This window comes from Thalassotalea atypica, from assembly GCF_030295975.1.
Taxonomy (GTDB): domain Bacteria; phylum Pseudomonadota; class Gammaproteobacteria; order Enterobacterales; family Alteromonadaceae; genus Thalassotalea_F; species Thalassotalea_F atypica.
Genome location: NZ_AP027364.1, coordinates 2,149,146 through 2,168,276, shown reverse-complemented (window position 1 = coordinate 2,168,276; position 19,131 = coordinate 2,149,146). Strand labels below are relative to the sequence as shown.

Here is a 19,131-nt window from a genome sequence, read left to right as displayed (position 1 = left end):
AGTTTAACTATGCTTATTAAAAAACTCGATCACCGCTTGATTAAATAACTCAGGTTGTTCCCATTGCACAGCATGGCCAGCTTCTTGTACGACAAGCGTTTGGCTCCCAGGTATTTCTCGTGCTGCCGCTCTCATCATAGAAGGTGGCTGATATAAGTCAGCTCCACCGGCAATAAAGAAAGTAGGGATATTACCGGCTCGAATTTTTTCCCACGTGATATTACTTTTGGCACTTTGGCCATGCCGTTTGCCATCACCACGAGATTTTTTTTCCATTTTTATCCATTCTCTAACTCCTTCAGGATGTGCCCAGCGATATGAAGGCCCAATTTCTTTAAATTCAGGAGGTAAACCACCAAAGCTTTTAGGGAGAATAGCATCAAGGCGTTCATCAATATTTTTGTCCCATAAACCAAAAAGGCTACAAACAATAACCATGCTAAGTAACTTCTCTGGATAAGAAACCGCATAATCTGATACGGCAAAACCACCCGCGGCAAGACCTAAGATATGAAACTTCTCGACATTTAAATGCTCAACCAAGGCATTAAGATCGTCAGCATAATTGCCGGTATCGTCTTTTGAGCCAGCAGGGGAACCATAATAACCACGTCTTGAATACGCGATAACTCGATAGCCAGCGGCCGAAAATATCGGTTGCTGATAAGGCCAAGTTAATGCACTGCCTCTACCCGGATGGGAAAGCACAATAGCGGGACCATCGCCACCGGTATCCCAATAGTAAAGTCCCGCACCACCAGATAATGCTAATACCCCCTCGGTTACAGGAGCCTGTTTAGGGCTTGGTAAGTACTTGGGCTCTGTTTTTCCCGTATGGCTGAGTGAGTTTTGGCGATGCGCATTAACATTTCGGGACATTCCACAAGTCGCAGCAAGGGCGACAACCGCAGTCGCTTTTTTTAGCATGCTTCTGCGATTGGTACTGATTTTATCTGTTTTTGTCATAATCTCTTCCTTGTTTACAAACTAGGCTGCACTTTATTCGTTAATAACTATTATTTTTGAGGTTTTCTCGTGAAAGTACTTAACGCTATAAATGCATTACCATAGGTAGCTTCTGCAGTAGGCGTGGTGTCTTTTTTATCAGCCCAAATGCTCAAATAATGTGTGGCTCATCTGGTGCAATGAAAGGCTGAGCAGTTAATTTAATTAAAATCATGTCAAAATACCTGATGTTCATATGATTTTTTTATGATTTTCTACTGACGGTAATAGTCAGCTTATTAGGGGTTATAAAGCGCTCTGGTTTGTCTTCAATTGGACTTAACTATCAGACACTAATAAATTTCGGTTAGTTTTATGCCTGTTAATCGCTCGAACAGCCATTGAGTAAACTTATGTGTATTTTCAAGGATTTTAAACCAAGGGGATTTGTTATTGAGGTGTCTGATTTAAAGCGGAACAACTATTGTCCCGCTTGCTAAATGCCTAACTATAAAAAGCTTCAACCGTTCCTTTTAGTTTAATTAGCATGGGTTGTCCTCGACGATCTAATGATTTAGGAGATGGAATTTTTATCCAACCTTCACTAATACAATATTCTTCAACATCAGTACGTTCTTTGCCGTTCAATCGAATACCAATATTGTGTTCGAAAATTTCTGCTACATGATGAGGGCTACGAGGGTTTCCTGAAAGGCGATCAGGTAAAGCAGGAAGAGATTTAGTATCGTTCATAGTTTTAACTTAACATTTAATAAAAGTACGCCATTGTAGATAATATAGATTTGGCGCTCAATAGTTTACTACTTGCTTACGCATATGACGACCATATAAACGAGTAATTTTCATTCTGAAATGAACGGGGTAAAACCACTTTTTTCTAGGCATTTAATCCTCCTCACTGTAGAGGAGGTATCCACTAAAGTGGGGGGAGGCCACAGTCCTGTTGAACAGCTTATTAGCTTGTATGTACTACAAAGCTATCCTTTGATATCACATGTCTTTAGCTTAATGCTCAAAGGTCTCAATATTCCCTCGCTCAGTACCGCGGGATAAAATAAGACAACTAAATTAACAGCTGATGCTCTTAAAAACACAAAGTTATCATAAGTATCAATGTTACCAAGTATTCCGATAAAACCAATGATTAAACCAATTAAAGAACCACCGTATAAAAATTTAACCTGGCTATTGTATAGCTCGCCCAAGTATTTTGCTTGAGAGCCACCTATCATTTCTTCTGTAAACAAATATTTAAATCCAGATAATGATTGGAGCATTCCTCTTGTGCCAAAGCTAACAATAGTCGCGTACATAACGAGCTATTTGAGGCGCTTTGCCAGAAAGTGATGTATTGTGGCTTTAATGTCGCCAATATTTTTACGAAGCCTGCTATACCTTTAGTTAATAACCACAACATATCTGTTACAGATTGTAGTTTTTACCGGTTAATCCATTCAGATCAATAAGTGAAATTTTTCAGCCTATATACTCCTTGTTTTTGTTTTGACAGAGCATCGCGATGATTTTAGATTTGAACGGCCTAACGCCACAAGCTTTCCTTGATGAGTATTGGCAAAAGAAACCATTTGTGATCAGACAAGGGTTTAAAGATTTCCAAGACATACTCTCACCAGAAGAACTGGCAGGTCTTGCTTGTGAAGAGCGAGTAGAGTCTCGTCGCGTGTTCAAAGAAAATAATCAATGGCAGGCTGAGTTTGGCCCGTTTGAGTCTTACGATCATTTAGGCAGTGAAGGGTGGACCTTTATCGTTCAAGCACTGAATAATTGGGTGCCAGAAGGTAATGATTTAATCAAATGTTTTGATTTTATCCCACGGTGGCGTTTAGATGACTTAATGGTCAGTTATGGCACTCCCGGTGGTGGCGTAGGCCCGCACATTGATTTGTATGATGTGTTTATTTGCCAAGGCTCAGGCAGTCGTCGATGGCGAGTAGGGAGTTTAGGCCCACACAAAGAATTTGCCGCTCATCCCGCATTGTTGCATACCGAAGCGTTTGATCCGATCATTGATGTTGAGTTAAAAACAGGTGACATTTTATATATTCCACCAGGATTCCCACACGATGGCGTTTCACTTGAAAACTCGATGAGCTTCTCTGTAGGTTTTCGCACAGACTCTGCCCAAAACATGCACAGCGCGTTAGCAGATCACATGATTGATCATGGACTTGCTCAACAGCAAATTAGTGATCCGGTACGTAAAGTAGCAACTCAATCGGGCCTTATTATTGATGAAGATCTTGAAAAGATTAAGCAGCACCTATTTGATGCGCTAGATGATAATTTAATAGCCTCGTTTGCTGGGGAGTTTTTAACACGCTCAAAATGTCCACTAGACATTGATGAAGACGGTTTATCTGGGGATGAAGAATTTACTTCTGCTGAAATTGTTGAGCTGCTAGATCAACAGCCTTTAGTCAAACTAGGGGGGGTACGTTGTTTATATTTTGAAAGCTACAATGAAACGGGTGATTTTTATGTTAATGGTGAAAAAATAACATTGCCAAAAAAACTGCGTCCGTTAATTCCTGCTTTTTGTAATGAGTACGAAATTAGCATACAACAGTTGTCCGATTTCATAGAGCATAACGAATTGCTTTATCTATTAACGCGTTGGGTAAATAATGGCTACTGGTATTTTGAAGAATAAACGATAAAACAGTATAAGCTTATATTTAGAAATGTTGATAGAAGAAGGTTGACAGTAATTTTTAGTGTTAACCTTCTTTTCAATCACTAATATGAACTTTTTTAGCTCAATACGTATTGACTGATTAAACGGTTAAACGAGACGATATCGAAGCTCCCGTTAATTTCAAAGGTAACCTTGCCAACCGCACTGATATACAGCTGAATTTCACAGTCGAGATCCAAACTGCCAGAAGTTTCAATAGAAAATGTCTGAATTTTACTGAATGGGATAGACGTGTAATCCACTTTGGAACCAGTGATCCCTTGTACATTTGCCGCGATTACGCGCTTATTCGTAAATACGACCTGATCGCGAATGGTTTTAAACGAGGCAAAAATTTCTTCATCGTCAATTAAAAAGGCCGAAATGTCGTCACGCGCTTTATCGTTAGATATAGGCTTAAGTTTAAATACCGACGAGTCATCAAAATCAATCATGAAATTTCCTTATTATAATTTGTGCTGAACGTTTAGTTTGTTATTTACAAACCTAGTTTGAGTTTAATCATAACGCTATCTAAAAATTTAACTAGGCGAACTACCAAGTTTTTCTATTTTTAAAGGGTTTAGCCCTGTCAGCGTCGTGAATTTGATTATAGGTTTTGATCCGCTGATTTTTACCCATAATAATTTTAATTTGATACCACGACTCCTTGGCCAACGCATAGGCTTGCGAGCGCCAAGTACTTTGATTGTATAATTTTTTTACTCCTGCAACTGAGTCTGGCGATTGCATTTTAATATCATTTACAATTGACAATGCACGTGACAAAGGCTTATCAGATACTTCCGTCACTAAATTGTATGATAACGCTTGTTCTGCGCTGAGCTCTTTACCAGTCATTGCAAGATACTTTGCCTTATCGGTCACCATTTGCTCACGCAATGCTAGCGATCCTCCCATATCAGGAATTAAGCCCCATCGCGCTTCTAAAATAGATAACTTTGCGTCAGCATCAGCAATTCTAAAGTCACCACCTAAAGCAATTTGTAAACCACCGCCCCAGCATTTTCCATGAATAACCATGATCACCGGACAAGGAATCTCTCGCCATCCTGTGGAAACAAACTGCGCCAAATTGGCTTGGCCGGGTAGCCATTTAAACAATAATTTTGCGGCATTTTTCTTTGAACCCAATGCTGATTTAACATCTATACCAGAGCAAAAACTTTCGCCTTCACCTGCTACGACAACTGCCCGCAACGATTTGTCTCGTTTGAGCTTTTTAATCAACTGCTTTATTTCTTCAAACATTTGCATATCAATTGCATTATGTTTATCTGGGCGATTGATTAACACTCTTGCCACATTATCTTCAACCGACAATGTTATTCTTTTTGTAGTCATGGCGTCACCTCTGGTTAGACCAGACAAAAGTAAAACAATCTCATCTCAATGTAAATGCAATTCATCGTTTCTTTGAGGTAACTTACTTTACTGATAGAGAATATTTGCTAATGTGAAGGCACAAGCTAAGTTAATTAAATATAAGAAGTATCATGAAATTAAATTCATTTAAAAAGCTCTTTGTTGCCACATTGTTGACCTTACCCATTTCTACTGTCTCAGCATTTGAAGCGGATTTTGCCATCGCGATCCATGGTGGCGCTGGCACCATAAATAAAGCGAAAATGACGCCAGAAAAACGTGCCGGTTATGAGAAAAAATTAACCGAAGCAGTGAACGCAGGTTACCGCTTACTTGAGCAAGGTAAATCAAGTCAAGCCGCTATTATTGCAGCAATACAAGTACTCGAGGACTCACCATTGTTTAACGCAGGCCGTGGTGCTGTGTATACCTTTGAAGGTACTCACGAACTAGATGCATCTATCATGGACGGAAGAACGTTAAACGCAGGCGCTGTTTCAGGGGTTAAAAATGTAAAAAGCCCAATCGCATTGGCTGAACAAGTCATGGAAAACTCAGTTCATGTCATGTTAAGTGGCGACGGGGCGGAGACCTTTGCTGAAAAACAAGGGCTTGAGCTTGTTGAAAATAGCTATTTCAACACCGAAGCGCGTTATAAATCATTGTTACGAGCTAAAAAGAAACTTGCCGTAAAAGAGAAAGAGTTAAAAGACTTTCAAGCAGCTCATGAAACATTAGAGAATGAATATAAATATGGTACGGTTGGCGCAGTTGCCTTAGATAAAAATGGCAATATTTCTGCTGGTACGTCAACAGGAGGCATGACAGCTAAACGTTACGGACGTATTGGTGATGCGCCCATCATTGGCGCTGGTACATATGCCAATAACAACAGCTGTGCTGTATCGGCAACTGGACACGGAGAATATTTCATTCGTTACCATGTAGCGGCTGACATTTGTGCTCGTATGGAATATCAAGGTATTTCATTAGAAGAAGCATCAAGCAAGGTGGTTAATGAGGTGCTAGTTAAAGCGGGGGGCTCAGGTGGCATTATCGCAATTGACGCTAAGGGTAATATCAGTATGCCGTTTAACAGTACAGGTATGTATCGCGCGTATCGAAAAGCCGGCCAACAAGCTCATGCCGCAATATTTAGAAATGAATAAAAAATAGTGGAATATGAGTGATTTGCAGCTAAAGTTAAGGTAAAGACTTGTTAAATTATCGGTAATTCAAGGTATAAAATATGGAATCAGTACAAGTACGAGAATATATGAACCATTATCCGGTCACTTTCACACCAGAAATGGTGGTAGAGGAGGCTTCGTTAAGGTTTCTAAAAACAAAACAAATCGGCGGACCTGTAATTGATAGCAATAAGCGCTTAGTGGGCTTTTTATCAGAAAGTGATGTGTTAGCGACGATGCTTGAAACCATTTATCACAATGAACACAAATCGAATGTTGAAGATTTAATGCGCAAGGATGTGTTATCTGTAAAACCCTACGACAGCGTCATAGAACTGGCACAAAACATGTTAAAAAACAAACCCAAAGTTTATCCTGTGGTTGACGATGACGGTAACTTAGTCGGCACTATTTGTCGAAATGATGTGCTGATGGCGCTTGATAAGCATATGCGCTCTAGCTTTCAGGCAGGGAAATAATAAAACACTAGATAGTAGAATCATAAGATGTGTTTGTTAAGCGCCATGTACAAACATGGCGTTTTTATTTATAGCAAATACTGCTTATTACCCTTCAATTTGATAATATTCGCGCCAAATAATTCCAATAGGCTGATCAATTGTTATGGTCTGGCCAATCAAGAAAAGAAAATATGATCTCAGCGCAAAGCCTTTATCCATTACTTGCAAACGTTAAATTGGCCGACAAAGCGCGGTTGAAAAAGCGCATTCAAGGCGTGTCGAAAATACAAACGCCAGAAAAACAACAAAAAGCCCTTGCGACAATCGAAAACGCTATTAATAAATCGATAGAAAATAAAGCATTAAAAATTGCGTCGCTACCTAAAGTAACATATGCCGAAGGGCTACCTGTTTCTGAACACGTTGATCAAATTGGCCAAGCCATACTTGAAAACCAAGTTGTGATCATTGCGGGTGAAACTGGCTCAGGTAAAACCACTCAAATTCCTAAGATTTGTTTAGAGTTGGGTCGCGGTATTGATGGCATGATTGGCCATACACAGCCAAGAAGAATTGCTGCCCGTACCGTCGCTAATCGTATTGCAGACGAACTTAACTCTCCACTTGGGGAAACTGTCGGTTATAAAGTGCGATTTAACGATCAAGTCAGTGATGTCAGTTTTATTAAATTAATGACTGACGGTATTTTATTGGCAGAAATGCAAAAAGATAGGCTTCTGCGTCAGTACGACACAATCATTATTGATGAGGCGCACGAGCGTAGTTTAAATATTGATTTTATTCTTGGATATTTAAAACAGGTTTTAGTAAAACGCTCTGACTTAAAAGTAATTATTACGTCCGCGACAATTGACCCTGAACGTTTTTCAAAACATTTTAATAACGCACCAATTATTGAGGTTTCCGGCCGTACCTATCCAGTAGAAATGCGTTACCGAGCGTTAAATGAAGAAGATGAAAATCAAGATATAATCTCAGGCATTATTGGTGCTGTTGAAGAGTTGTCAACTATCAGTCAAGGCGACATTTTAATTTTCCTGAACGGTGAGCGTGAAATTCGTGATACTGCGGCGGCATTAGAGAAAGAAAACTTACGCAACACCAATGTTTTACCTTTATACGCAAGGTTAACAGTTCAAGAACAAAATAGAATATTCCAAAGCCACAGTGGCCGTAATATTGTATTAGCAACAAACGTAGCGGAAACCAGTTTAACAGTACCGGGTATTAAATACGTTATTGACCCCGGCACGGCGCGTATATCAAGGTACAGTTATCGTACTAAAGTACAACGATTACCGATTGAGCCGATATCCCAAGCCAGCGCAAACCAAAGAGCAGGGCGTTGTGGTCGAGTATCTGCGGGTGTTTGTATTCGTCTTTATTCAGAAGACGATTTTTTATCTAGACCTGAATTTACCGATCCGGAAATATTGCGTACTAATCTTGCTACTGTGATATTACAAATGTTGTCATTGGACTTAGGTGACATTGCCGACTTCCCATTTGTACAAGCGCCCGATAACCGAAATATTAATGATGGCGTGCGGTTGTTAGAAGAGCTAGCAGCAATAAAAAAAGTAGGGCAATCATCAAAGCTTACGCCTGTAGGTCGTCAATTATCACGATTTCCTATTGATCCACGTTTATCTAAAATGGTCTTGGCCGCAAGCGATTTAGGTTGTTTACAGCAAGTTTGCGCTATTGTGAGTGCGTTAAGTATTCAAGATCCGCGTGAGCGCCCACACGAAAAACAACAGGCAGCAGACGAAAAGCACAATCGTTTTAAAGACAAACAGTCAGATTTTGTCTCTTTACTTAATCTATGGCACTACGTCACTCAGCAGCAAAAAACGCTATCACAAAACCAGTTTAGAAAGCTTTGTCAAAAGGAATATTTGTCCTATATCAGAATTCGAGAGTGGCAAGACATTTACAGTCAATTAAAGCAAACACTCCGTGAAATGGACATTAGCATGTCTACCTTGGACGTTGAGTTTACTCCGCAATATACTGACAACGACTCTAAACAAGAAAAAGCTAAGCGAGAAAATAGCCTTAATATTATTCACCAAGCATTGTTGTCAGGTTTATTAAGTCACTTAGGGCAACTTGATGAAAATAGAGAATTCAAAGGCGCGCGAGGCAGCAAATTCTTTATCTTTCCTGGCTCAGGCGTCGCTAAGAAGCCACCTAAATGGATCATGGCCGCAGAGCTAGTGGAAACGAGTCGACTGTTTGCTCGTATGGTTGCCAAAATTGATCCGTTATGGATTGAACCGTTAGCTGGTCATTTAATGAAGAAAAGCTATAGCGAACCGCACTGGGAGAAAAAACAAGGTGCGGTAATGGCATATGAACAAATATCGCTATACGGCATGGTCATTGTGCCAAAGCGTAAAATTAATTTTAACAAAATTGAACCCAAAACCTGTCAGGAACTATTCATCAGAGAAGCACTTGTTAACGGTGATGTAAACCTTAATGAAGCATTTTATACATATAATCTAAAATTGATTGATGAAGTTGAATTACTTGAAAAGAAAGCCCGTCGTAAAGGCATCTTAGCTGACGAAGAAATACTGTTTGAATTTTATAAAGAGCGCTTACCTGAGCAGGTTATTTGCTTACGCAGCTTTTTATCTTGGTGGAAAAAAGAAAAGCAGAAACAACCAAAACTGCTTAATTTTACCAAGGCATTTTTATTGCAAGATAATACGAATAAGGTTACTAAGCAGCTGTATCCAGAAACTTGGCAACAAGACAATATCACGTTGCCACTAAGCTATCATTTTTCACCTGGCGACGAAGACGACGGGATCAGTGTCCATATTCCTATCGGTATTTTAAACCAAGTACAAGATATTGGCTTTGACTGGTTAATCCCTGCTTTACGCGAAGAATTGATAATTTCTTATATTAAGGGGCTGCCAAAGGCCTCTAGGCGAAATTTTGTACCAGCACCTAATTATGCACAAGCGAGCTTAGCTAACATGCAGCCATTCGATGGCCGGCTTTCAGATTCCTTAGCTAAACAGTTGCTTAGAATGACTGGCGTTCGTCTACATGAAGATGTTTGGAAAGATCTATCATTGCCGGCTCATTTAGTGATGAATTTTAAAGCTCTTGATAACAAAGGCAATGTTATCGGACAAAGTCGTGACTTGAGTAGTCTGCAAGAGAACTTACAAGGGAAGGTAAAAGCGACGATTCAAAAAGTCGCTGAAAAAGGCATCGAGCAAAAACAATTAACAACATGGAGTTTTGGTCAGTTACCTAAAAGCTATGAAAAGAAAATGGCGAATATCACCATTAAAGCTTTTCCAGCGATAGTTGATCATCAAAAAGATGTCGCAATTGAACTATTTGAACATCAAGCCCAGGCAGAACTGGCTAATTTAAAAGGGATCAGCCGTTTAGTTTTATTGAATATTCCATCTCCGGTTAAATATTTGCAGGAAAAATTGCCAAACAAAGCAAAACTCGGTTTGTACTTTAATCCTTTTGGCTCCATTGCTGATTTACTAGAAGATTGTATCGTAGCAGCTAGCCAATACTTAATAAAAAACGGTGCCGCGTTACCAAGTTCAGAGCAAGAGTTTATTGCCTGCAAAGATAGAGTACGAGCGGAGTTGGCCGACTGTGTGCTTGATGCAGCAGTGAAAGTGGAAAGGGTTTTGTCATTAAGTCATGAAATCCGTAAAAAGCTTAAAGGTGCCGTTTCGTTAACCATGATTCAAGGCCAAGGAGATATAAAAGCACAAATAGAGCAGCTAGTCTTTAAGGGCTTTGTTACTGCATCCGGGGTTGATAAATTAGATCATATCGTGCGCTATCTAAATGGTGTATTGAAGCGATTAGAAAAGCTACCCATCGACCCGAATCAAGATCGGTTAAAAATGATCGAAGTTGAAAAAGTGACGAAATTGCTAGATAGCGAAATCTCGAAACAACGTAAAGATCAGCCAATACCACAATATTTAACCGATTGTCGCTGGATGATTGAAGAACTGCGAGTCAGTTTATTTGCACAAAATTTAGGTACGGCTCAACCGATATCAGTTAAACGTATAGAGAACTTCATTAAAGAGCATCAAGAATAAATGAGCAGTAATTTGACATTAAATGCTGGGCTCAAGTATAAATGGGTTAGGAGCTAAAAATAAATCACTTGGAGTAGTCATGGTAAATTACGATGATAAGCGCGGTTTTTATCGAATGCTGTTAAATAGCGAAGTCAGCATCACGGTAATTGACGATGAAGTTAATAGTAATTTCGTTGCGACGTGCAGGGATTTAAGTGCCACAGGCATGGCGATTGAAATGAGTCATCCTATCGAGGAAGGGACTAATATTCGTGCTAAGGTCGAATCGTCGAACAGTAGTATTCAAGCATTGGATGTAAGGGGGCGCGTCATACGCGTTGTCGAAGACTCTCCTGATTGCTATCTTGTTGGTTTATCAATTGACGATATTGATTAGAAAAATATAAATAACTTTATGATTAAAAAAAGCTTGTCGGTAAAAACCGCAAGCTTTTTTAGTTTGATACGTCAATTAAACGCCTGATCGTATCGATTAACTCACTTGGCAAACTAGCCCTTTCAAATAATAACCTTCAGGGTAATTCGATGAAATTGGATGATCCGCAGCTTGTTGTAATCGCTCGACAAAATGACATGACTTATTCGCATCTAACGCTGCATCAGCAACGACTTTTTGAAATAAACCAACATCGAGTAGACCTGAACATGAAAACGTCAGCAGTAGTCCGTTAGGGTTTAGTAGCTGCATAGCTAACATATTGATGTCTTTGTAACCGCGACAAGCATTAGTCAGTTGTGATTTTGAATCAACAAATTTTGGAGGGTCCAGTATAATCATATCAAACTTCTTGCCTTCATCACGATAACGTCTTAACAGTTTAAACACGTCTTCTTTAATAAAATCAACAGGCTTATCTGAAAGGCCGTTCAGTTCTAAATTTCTGGCAGCTAAATCGAGTGCTGTTTGTGAAACATCAACGTTAGTTACCGACTTTGCGCCGTTAGCAGCACAGTGCAGTGAAAAAGTACCAGTGTATGAGAAACAGTTTAATACGGATTTACCCTTCGCGTATTTACCAGCAGCAAGCCTGGAGTCGCGTTGGTCAAGGTAAAAGCCCGTTTTATGACCTTTTTCCACATCAACGTAAATCTTAATGCCGTGTTCGCTGATCACACGCTCAGTCGAGTCAGTCTCTTTTGATAGCCAACCTGTTTGTTTTGGTAGCCCTTCTTTCTTGCGGACATCAACATCGGAACGTTCGTAAATAGCATGTTGAGGGTATAGCTCGTTTAAGCAATCAACTAAGGTGTGACGATGAAACTCAGCACCAGCGCTGAGTAACTGACAGACAATTAAGTCGTCATATATGTCGATAGTAATGCCCGGTAGCCCATCTGACTCACCAGCAATAAGCCGATACCCCGTCAATTGTCCCTGCTCGATAAACCAGTCTCGGCGAGATTGTGCACTAATCAGTTTATTTAAGAAAAAGGTACGATCAATTTCTTCGTGTTCATCAAAACTCCAAACACGAATACGCATTTGGGACTCAGGAGAATATGCACCTTTAGCGAGCCAATTTCCTTTATTATCAAACACGTCAACGGTCTCTCCCTGCATGGGATTTCCTTTAACTTTGTTAATAGCTTTTGAAAAAATCCAAGGATGATTTCGCAATAATGACTTTTCTCTGCCAATATTTAAGTAAATTCTTGCTGACATATGCCTATACTTATCAGTAATAATAATTGTCGCAGATTGTAGTTGTTGCTTTGCACAGGTGCAACACAGGAGAGCAAAATGATGATGTGCTGTTTAGCTAATGTATCAGGAAAAGTACAAGGGGTGTTTTTTAGGGCATCCTGCCAACAAGTCGCTATCGACTTTCAATTAAGTGGTTATGCAAAGAACCTGTCTGACGGGGATGTGCAAGTATTGATGTGCGGCGAAGAAGAAAATATCAATAAAATGTTAGCTTGGTTAGAAGAGGGGCCTGAGCAGGCTGCAGTTAGTTCTGTGCAACATAAAAATGTACCCTGGCAAGATCACAATCATTTTTCGATAGGCTAGTGCTATTATTTTACGCTTTGCTTCGTTAAAGTGACAAGGCTATTTTACCCGATAACTTGTAAGAGTAATGCTGTGCAGTATATTCAAGTAAAGCAAGGTCTTTTAGGCTTTGCTGAAATGGAAAAACCAACACCTGCTGTTGACGAGTGTTTAATAAAAATCAAAGCAATTGGCGTTAACCGTGCAGATATTTTACAGCGACAAGGGAAATATCCCGCTCCAGCGGGCGAATCAGAGGTACTTGGATTAGAGGTTTCTGGCGAAGTTGTACAACTAGGGGCACAGGTTACTAACTGGCAAATAGGGCAACGAATATTTGGTCTTGTTACAGGTGGTGCCTATGCACAATACGTTGTCATTAAAGCTGCGCATATGATGTTATTACCGGAAAATTTATGTTTTGAGCAAGGCGCCGCAATTGCAGAAACTTATTTAACTGCATATCAATGTTTATTTCTTTTAGGCAATATTCAGGCATGCCAAAAAGTATTAATTCACGCAGGGGCAAGTGGCGTAGGGACAGCCGCAATCCAACTCGCCAAGCAAGCTCATTGTTTTGTTGCGACAACCGTAAGCTCAATCACTAAAGCGGAAGCGTGTCAAAAAATTGGTGCAGACGAAGTAATTTTATACAAAGAAAATGATTTTGAAGAAACGTTTAAACAATTTAAATTAGAATTTGATGTCATAATCGATGTTGTTGCTGCTAACTATATTAACAAGAATGTGTCTGTTTGTGCTTTGGATGGAAAAATCATTGTGCTTTCCATGTTAGGCGGACGATACGCAGAACAACTGGATGTTGCTAAAATGCTACTTAAACGTGTACAACTCATTGCCTCAACATTACGTAATCAGCCTATCGAATATAAAAGTAACTTGGTTAGCCAATTTAGTCGTAGATTTTCAACTGCATTAAACCAAGGCCATATTAGCCCAGTAATTGACAGCGTAATGCCTTGGCAAGAAGCTGAAATTGCGCATCAAAAGATGATGGACAATAAGAATATTGGTAAGTTGGTGTTAAGAATAGAAGATAACTAAATATCAGCGACAAGAATGACTTAGAAGAAGGAGAACGATATATCGCTCTTTATCCCGACTAAAGGATTAACGAAGAATTATTTGTCGCTAGAATTGCTAACAACGATTAATCTGCTACTTTAGCAAATCGTTTTATCGTTTTACCGTCCCTTTCAATGACTTCATCAAACATTGCTAATGGTCTAACCCAAACATCTGGCTTTGTTCCATATAACGGTAAGTAAACTACCATCCATTCTTCTGTTTCGCTGTGTTTGGCGACATTCAATACTTGGTAAAAATTTCCCTTAAAATGTTGATATTTTCCTAGTTCAATCATGATTCGTATTTTGAGTGATGTTTGTAATAGTCAAAGAATATCATGGTTTTCAAAGAGTATTTACTTTAATTTTAAGGTATTGATTTCATGAATTTTCACTATAAATAGGAGTTATAACAACTTAATTCGTACAAGCGTTTGAACGCAAAGCTAGCTCACACACTGGTTTAACCAGTGTGTCCAAATAATAGCCCTTCTTTAAGCCAATGAAAATAGAGTGGGTACTCTATCGGAATCGTTGACATATAGCGTTTGTCTCTACAAATTAGTAATTGATTAAAATACAGTCGCTTTGAATGAAAAATAATTAGTTTCACAAATGCAGTGCATTTAAAAGTGAGCGTCAAACAAGACTGAATCTTAAAAATAATAATGAGCGGGCATAAATCTGCCAATGTCTATTAATGGGGAAAGAAAATATGAGTAAACGTGCACCTATATTTTATAAGCCGTCAAAGTTAGCTATAGCAATTACCACATCGTTAAGCCTTGCATCAGGAAGTGTTTATGCTGATGACGAGCCCAAAAAGGGTGAAGAAGCAGGGTTGGAAGTAATTACAGTAACGGCACAAAAACGTATTCAAAACTTACAAGAAGTTCCTATTGCAGTAACTGCTATTTCAGGTGATGAAATGACACAAGCTGTGATAAAAGACATCTACGATTTACAATCATCAGTTCCTGGCTTAGGGGCGTTCCAATCGCAAAGTGCAACTAATTCGAGTTTCTCTATCCGTGGTGTTGGTACATCATCTCAAAACTTTGGTTTGGAATCATCTGTCGGTTTATATGTAGATGGCGTTTATAGAGCACGTCAAAACTCGATGATTAACAACTTGGTAGATGTTGAAGCGGTTGAAGTACTGCGCGGTCCGCAAGGTACTTTATTCGGTAAAAATACCCCTTCTGGGGCAATTCAAATTAAAACCGTTGCCCCTAGTCATGATGGCGAAGATGGTTTTGTAGAAGCAACTGTGGGTAACTTTGGTTTAGTGAACTATTCAGGCGCAGCGTCATTTTCCGCAATTGATGATGTATTGGCTTTTCGCGTCACTGCGTTTGGTAGTCAACGTGACGGCATCATAGACGATGTTAATTTAGGTGAAGAGACCATTAACGATCGAGACAGATGGGGTACTCGATTGCAGGCTCTATATACACCGAGTGACGACTTATCAATCCGTATTATTGCAGATTACTCGGAAATTGATGAAATTTGTTGTGGCGCACCAGTACAACTAAGTAATCTTCAAGCGAATGAGATACCTGGTAAGTTTGGTAGTGATGCGGTTTTACCCCAGTTAGGCGGTACCGTATTTCCTGGCGGCAATGAATTCTACGACCGCGAAGTTGCTCTGTCGTTTTTACCTGAGTCCACGATGACTGATAAGGGCCTTTCATTAGAGCTAAATTGGGATATTGATGACAATTACAGCATAGTAGCCATTTCTGCTTTTCGTAGCTTTGAGTCGTACGATAATATTGATACTGACTTTACTGATGTAGACCTGTTTGGTACGAGTAATGACTCTGAGCAAAGTTCATTTTCACAGGAAATTCGCTTAAATTACGTCGGTAAAGATCTAAACTATATTGTTGGCGCATATTACTTTAGCCAAGATTTAGATTTAGACTACAGCCTGTACACAGATTCATTATTTAACCCCTTCGTTATGTCTAGTTTTGGCGGGGCATTAGATCCGTTACTCGGTGGTATAGACGCGTTGAGCGCAGCGACAGGTGGATTGATTGCACCGTCAGCTGAAGCAGGTCCTGCTGGCACAGGCTTTGATCATGTCGCAGAGCAGGAGCATGAAAGTTATGCCATTTTTGGCCAGTTTGACTACAAATTGACGGATCAGTTAACGCTAACCGCTGGTTTACGTTACACCGATGAAACGAAAGACTTAAGCACTAAGTTTTATGAAAATATGGCAAGTGGAGCTGAGTTCCCAACCTATTTCTCATCAATTGGCGATCCTTCAAATCCAGATACTGTAGTACCGGGCACATTGTTATATGGTGCTACTGTTGCGGGTGCGATGTTAGGTGCAGTCGGTGCGGGTCAAATGAGTCCGTTTGATCCTGCATTCCAGCAAGCTATTTTGCCCTTCCAATCAGAAGGTTGGGCATTAAAAGCACTAGGAGCGACCACATCAGATCGACCTGATATTAATGAAACATTAGATGATGAACAGGTTACAGGTACTGCGAAACTGAGTTACCAATACGATAACAATACCATGATGTATGTATCGTATGGTACGGGTTATAAATCAGGTGGTACCAATACCGACCGTATACGTGCGGGTTTTGAACCTGTGTTTGAAGCCGAAACCTCAGAGTCTCTTGAAGTTGGTCTAAAGAAAGACTTTGTAGAGCAAAACGTACGTATCAATGCTGCGGCACATTACACAACGGTTGAGGACTTCCAAGCGAACACCTTTACTGGTAACGGCTTTAATTTGCAAAATGCAGGTGACTATAAAATTTCTGGTTTTGAAGTGGAAGCAACATGGTTCCCCACAGACACGATGGAAGTTAATTTTTCATATGCTCGCGTAGATGCTGAGTACGATAGCTTCGAACGAGGTAACTGTTGGGTTGCTTATACATGGCACACAGGTGTTGTTGATCCTGGCCAAGAAAGCACCGACCCTGCAAACCCGAATCCATACTGTAATCGTAAAGGCGACCGTCCAGGTGGAGAACCGGAAAATACTGCAGTGCTTAAGGTGAAACAAGAGTATTACTTAAGTGAGTCTGTCTATTCTTATATTCAGTTAGAATACAGCTATACAGGTGATATGGTTCTTGATGGTAGTAATGATCCATACGCAGTACAAGATTCATACAATCTGTTGAATGCACGTTATTTCATTAACTTTGAAGAATATGACATGGATATTATATTGTGGGGCCGAAATGTCTTAGATGAAGAGTACATTAACCGCACTAACTTCAATACTCCACTTCAACCGGGTAAGTTAAATGCATACGTTACTGAACCAGCAACATATGGCGTGACCTTTAAAAAACGCTTTTAAGTTGAACGGTTTAGATAAGGGCTCGTACTTTAATTAGTACGAGTCCTTATTATTTGGAGTCTGTCATTATTTTGTGGTCAATTGTAGCCATTGATTTATTTTTACGTTTTAATAAATTTCCCAGTAAATAACCTGTTATAAGGTTATTGCTTTTTTAGATTTAATCTCAAGAGTAGTTAAGATGTCAGTAATTAATGCCTTAGAAAAACGAGTTTCTACCCGCGCCTTTAGCCCGAATGAAGTATCAAAAGAGTTATTAGCAACAATTTTCAAGCAAGCACAATCATCGCCATCGAACTGTAATGTTCAGCCATGGCAATGCTACGTGGTATCGGGGAAAACTAAAGATTTACTAAAAGACAAATTGATCTCTTGTGTTGTGAGTGGTGCAAAACCAAATCCAGATTTTAATTGGCTACCAACATATGAGGGCGTTCATCGTGACCGCCAATTTGGCTCTGCTAATACATTATATACTGCCATGGGCATTGCACGTGAAGATAAACAAGCACGGCAGATGGCAATGATAAGAAATTGGTGCTTTTTTGATGCACCACATGCCGTGTTTTTCACGATGGATAAGTACTTAGATATCATGGGAGCGGTAGATTTAGGAATTTACGCTCAATCATTGGCATTAGTTATGACCGAAAAAGGAGTGGCGAGTTGTATGCAAGGAGCACTTGGACAGTTTCCTGATCCCGTACGGGAAGTGTTGGGTATACCAGAGCAGCGCGGAATATTGTTTGGTATGTCATTTGGTTATGCTGATGATAGTGCCCCTGCTAATTCAGCAAAAACAGAGCGAGAGCAGTTAGATAATGCGGTTAGTTTTTTCGATTAGTTAATACATAACGTTTAGCGCAGGCCAGATTGTTTTCCTTGAATAATTTGGCCGAACCCTTTCTAAAGTTTACAAATAAACCGACCATAATAAAAATGTAAATAGGGGCATTATATGGCAATAGAACATAAAAATACTCTTATCGATGGGGTAAATATTCATTATGTGCAAGCAGGGCAACACAATGCTCATCAAAAGCCCACGGTATTTTTTTTACATGGTTTTCCTGAATATTGGGAAACATGGTCAGCACAACTCAAGCATTTTTCAAAGCAATATCGTGTAATAGCGCCAGATTTACCTGGCTATAATCTCAGCGATAAACCTAATGAGTTATCGTTTTTTTCGGTACCTAATCTGGTTAAGTTCTTTGCTAATTTTATACAAGCCGTTGCGCCTAATGAAGAAGTCTATTTGGTTGCTCATGACTGGGGCGGGGCAATTGCTTGGCCGTTAACTGCGTTCTTTCCACATATCATTCAAAAACTAGTTATTTTAAATGCCGCTCACCCAAGTGCGTTCACACGTGAGATGATCAATAACCCTGAACAACGTAAGAAAAGTGAATACATTCACGAATTGATAGCGGAAAATGCCATCGAAAAATTATTAGCTAATGAGTGTGACTACTTGTTCAATAAAATGATGTCAACAATGCAGGTCAATGTCTTAACTGAGCAAAAAAAACAAGACTACTTACAAGTATGGCGACAATCAGGATCCATTAATGGCATGTTACAATATTACCGAGCGATGCCTCAAATAGCCCCATCTCTAAGATATTCAAACAAAAGTGATAGCAAAGCAGGACCTGTCAAAGATACCGGTGATATGGTTATTCCAAATATTCGAATTGATGTACCCACGTTGATTTTATGGGGAGAACAAGACCAAGCTTTTGTAAGAGAAAATTTGTTGGGTTTAGAAGAGTATGTTAAAGATTGCACCATTAAGCGTTTTCCTCAGGCAAGTCACTGGTTACAACATGAATACCCGGAACAGGTTAATGAAAACGTCTCCGTTTTCTTCGAACGTTAACGT

General features: G+C 39.6%; 17 protein-coding genes. 10 read left to right on the top strand and 7 right to left on the bottom strand.

All coding sequences use genetic code 11. The features are described 5' to 3' along the window. Positions 1 to 3: 3 nt before the first annotated feature. The 3 genes from QUE03_RS10085 to QUE03_RS10075 all read right to left on the bottom strand — a co-directional run bounded on the left by QUE03_RS10085 (position 4) and on the right by QUE03_RS10075 (position 2,279). Positions 4 to 966 carry an alpha/beta fold hydrolase gene (locus QUE03_RS10085; protein WP_286267660.1) on the bottom strand — a complete coding sequence of 321 codons (963 nt, stop codon included), beginning with the start codon at positions 964 to 966 and terminating at the stop codon, positions 4 to 6. A 483-nt stretch (positions 967 to 1,449) separates the two neighbouring features. Next, entirely contained in the window at positions 1,450 to 1,698 is a 249-nt protein-coding gene (locus QUE03_RS10080) for a DUF3297 family protein (RefSeq protein ID WP_286267659.1), read from the bottom strand. A gap of 245 nt (positions 1,699 to 1,943) precedes the next feature. Then, a complete protein-coding gene (locus QUE03_RS10075) occupies positions 1,944 to 2,279 on the bottom strand; it encodes a hypothetical protein (protein WP_286267657.1) in 336 nt (111 codons plus the stop codon). A gap of 206 nt (positions 2,280 to 2,485) precedes the next feature. Between QUE03_RS10075 and QUE03_RS10070 the strand changes: the two genes are divergently transcribed. Beyond that, positions 2,486 to 3,637, top strand: coding sequence for a ribosomal protein uL16 3-hydroxylase (locus QUE03_RS10070; RefSeq protein ID WP_286267655.1), 1,152 nt, complete (start codon positions 2,486 to 2,488; stop codon positions 3,635 to 3,637). A gap of 101 nt (positions 3,638 to 3,738) precedes the next feature. Here QUE03_RS10070 and QUE03_RS10065 read toward each other — a convergent pair whose 3' ends face one another. Continuing rightward, a complete protein-coding gene (locus QUE03_RS10065) occupies positions 3,739 to 4,116 on the bottom strand; it encodes a PH domain-containing protein (RefSeq protein ID WP_286267653.1) in 378 nt (125 codons plus the stop codon). A gap of 100 nt (positions 4,117 to 4,216) precedes the next feature. Continuing rightward, positions 4,217 to 5,026, bottom strand: a complete 810-nt coding sequence (locus QUE03_RS10060) for a crotonase/enoyl-CoA hydratase family protein (RefSeq protein WP_286267651.1) — start codon at positions 5,024 to 5,026, stop codon at positions 4,217 to 4,219. Between the two features lie 152 nt (positions 5,027 to 5,178). On the opposite strand from QUE03_RS10060, the gene QUE03_RS10055 reads away from it, so the two are divergent. The 4 genes from QUE03_RS10055 (at position 5,179) to QUE03_RS10040 (ending at position 11,201) form a co-directional block, all read left to right on the top strand. Next, positions 5,179 to 6,216, top strand: coding sequence for an isoaspartyl peptidase/L-asparaginase family protein (locus QUE03_RS10055; RefSeq protein WP_286267649.1), 1,038 nt, complete (start codon positions 5,179 to 5,181; stop codon positions 6,214 to 6,216). Positions 6,217 to 6,296: 80 nt separating this feature from the next. Further along, a complete protein-coding gene (locus QUE03_RS10050) occupies positions 6,297 to 6,716 on the top strand; it encodes a CBS domain-containing protein (RefSeq protein WP_286267647.1) in 420 nt (139 codons plus the stop codon). Between the two features lie 173 nt (positions 6,717 to 6,889). After that, entirely contained in the window at positions 6,890 to 10,822 is a 3,933-nt protein-coding gene (gene hrpA, locus QUE03_RS10045) for an ATP-dependent RNA helicase HrpA (protein ID WP_286267645.1), read from the top strand. A 79-nt stretch (positions 10,823 to 10,901) separates the two neighbouring features. After that, positions 10,902 to 11,201, top strand: coding sequence for a PilZ domain-containing protein (locus QUE03_RS10040; RefSeq protein ID WP_286267643.1), 300 nt, complete (start codon positions 10,902 to 10,904; stop codon positions 11,199 to 11,201). Positions 11,202 to 11,297: 96 nt separating this feature from the next. Here QUE03_RS10040 and QUE03_RS10035 read toward each other — a convergent pair whose 3' ends face one another. Then, on the bottom strand, positions 11,298 to 12,488 hold the full coding sequence (locus tag QUE03_RS10035; RefSeq protein ID WP_286267641.1) for a class I SAM-dependent methyltransferase: 1,191 nt from the start codon (positions 12,486 to 12,488) through the stop codon (positions 11,298 to 11,300). 78 nt (positions 12,489 to 12,566) lie between these two features. Between QUE03_RS10035 and QUE03_RS10030 the strand changes: the two genes are divergently transcribed. Both QUE03_RS10030 and QUE03_RS10025 read left to right on the top strand, forming a co-directional pair. Then, entirely contained in the window at positions 12,567 to 12,836 is a 270-nt protein-coding gene (locus tag QUE03_RS10030; protein ID WP_286267639.1) for an acylphosphatase, read from the top strand. Between the two features lie 72 nt (positions 12,837 to 12,908). After that, positions 12,909 to 13,880 carry an NAD(P)H-quinone oxidoreductase gene (locus QUE03_RS10025; protein ID WP_286267638.1) on the top strand — a complete coding sequence of 324 codons (972 nt, stop codon included), beginning with the start codon at positions 12,909 to 12,911 and terminating at the stop codon, positions 13,878 to 13,880. Positions 13,881 to 13,986: 106 nt separating this feature from the next. On the opposite strand, the gene QUE03_RS10020 is transcribed toward QUE03_RS10025, so the two are convergent. Then, positions 13,987 to 14,199 (bottom strand): DUF1653 domain-containing protein, encoded by a 213-nt coding sequence (locus QUE03_RS10020; protein ID WP_286267636.1) that lies wholly within the window; start codon positions 14,197 to 14,199, stop codon positions 13,987 to 13,989. A 419-nt stretch (positions 14,200 to 14,618) separates the two neighbouring features. Between QUE03_RS10020 and QUE03_RS10015 the strand changes: the two genes are divergently transcribed. The 3 genes from QUE03_RS10015 to QUE03_RS10005 all read left to right on the top strand — a co-directional run bounded on the left by QUE03_RS10015 (position 14,619) and on the right by QUE03_RS10005 (position 19,128). Further along, the gene (locus tag QUE03_RS10015; protein ID WP_286267634.1) at positions 14,619 to 17,246 is read left to right on the top strand and encodes a TonB-dependent receptor; all 2,628 of its coding nucleotides are present in this window, start codon (positions 14,619 to 14,621) and stop codon (positions 17,244 to 17,246) included. 181 nt (positions 17,247 to 17,427) lie between these two features. Beyond that, positions 17,428 to 18,090, top strand: coding sequence for a nitroreductase (locus QUE03_RS10010; protein WP_286267632.1), 663 nt, complete (start codon positions 17,428 to 17,430; stop codon positions 18,088 to 18,090). 114 nt (positions 18,091 to 18,204) lie between these two features. Continuing rightward, positions 18,205 to 19,128, top strand: a complete 924-nt coding sequence (locus QUE03_RS10005) for an alpha/beta fold hydrolase (RefSeq protein ID WP_286267629.1) — start codon at positions 18,205 to 18,207, stop codon at positions 19,126 to 19,128. Positions 19,129 to 19,131: the final 3 nt, after the last annotated feature.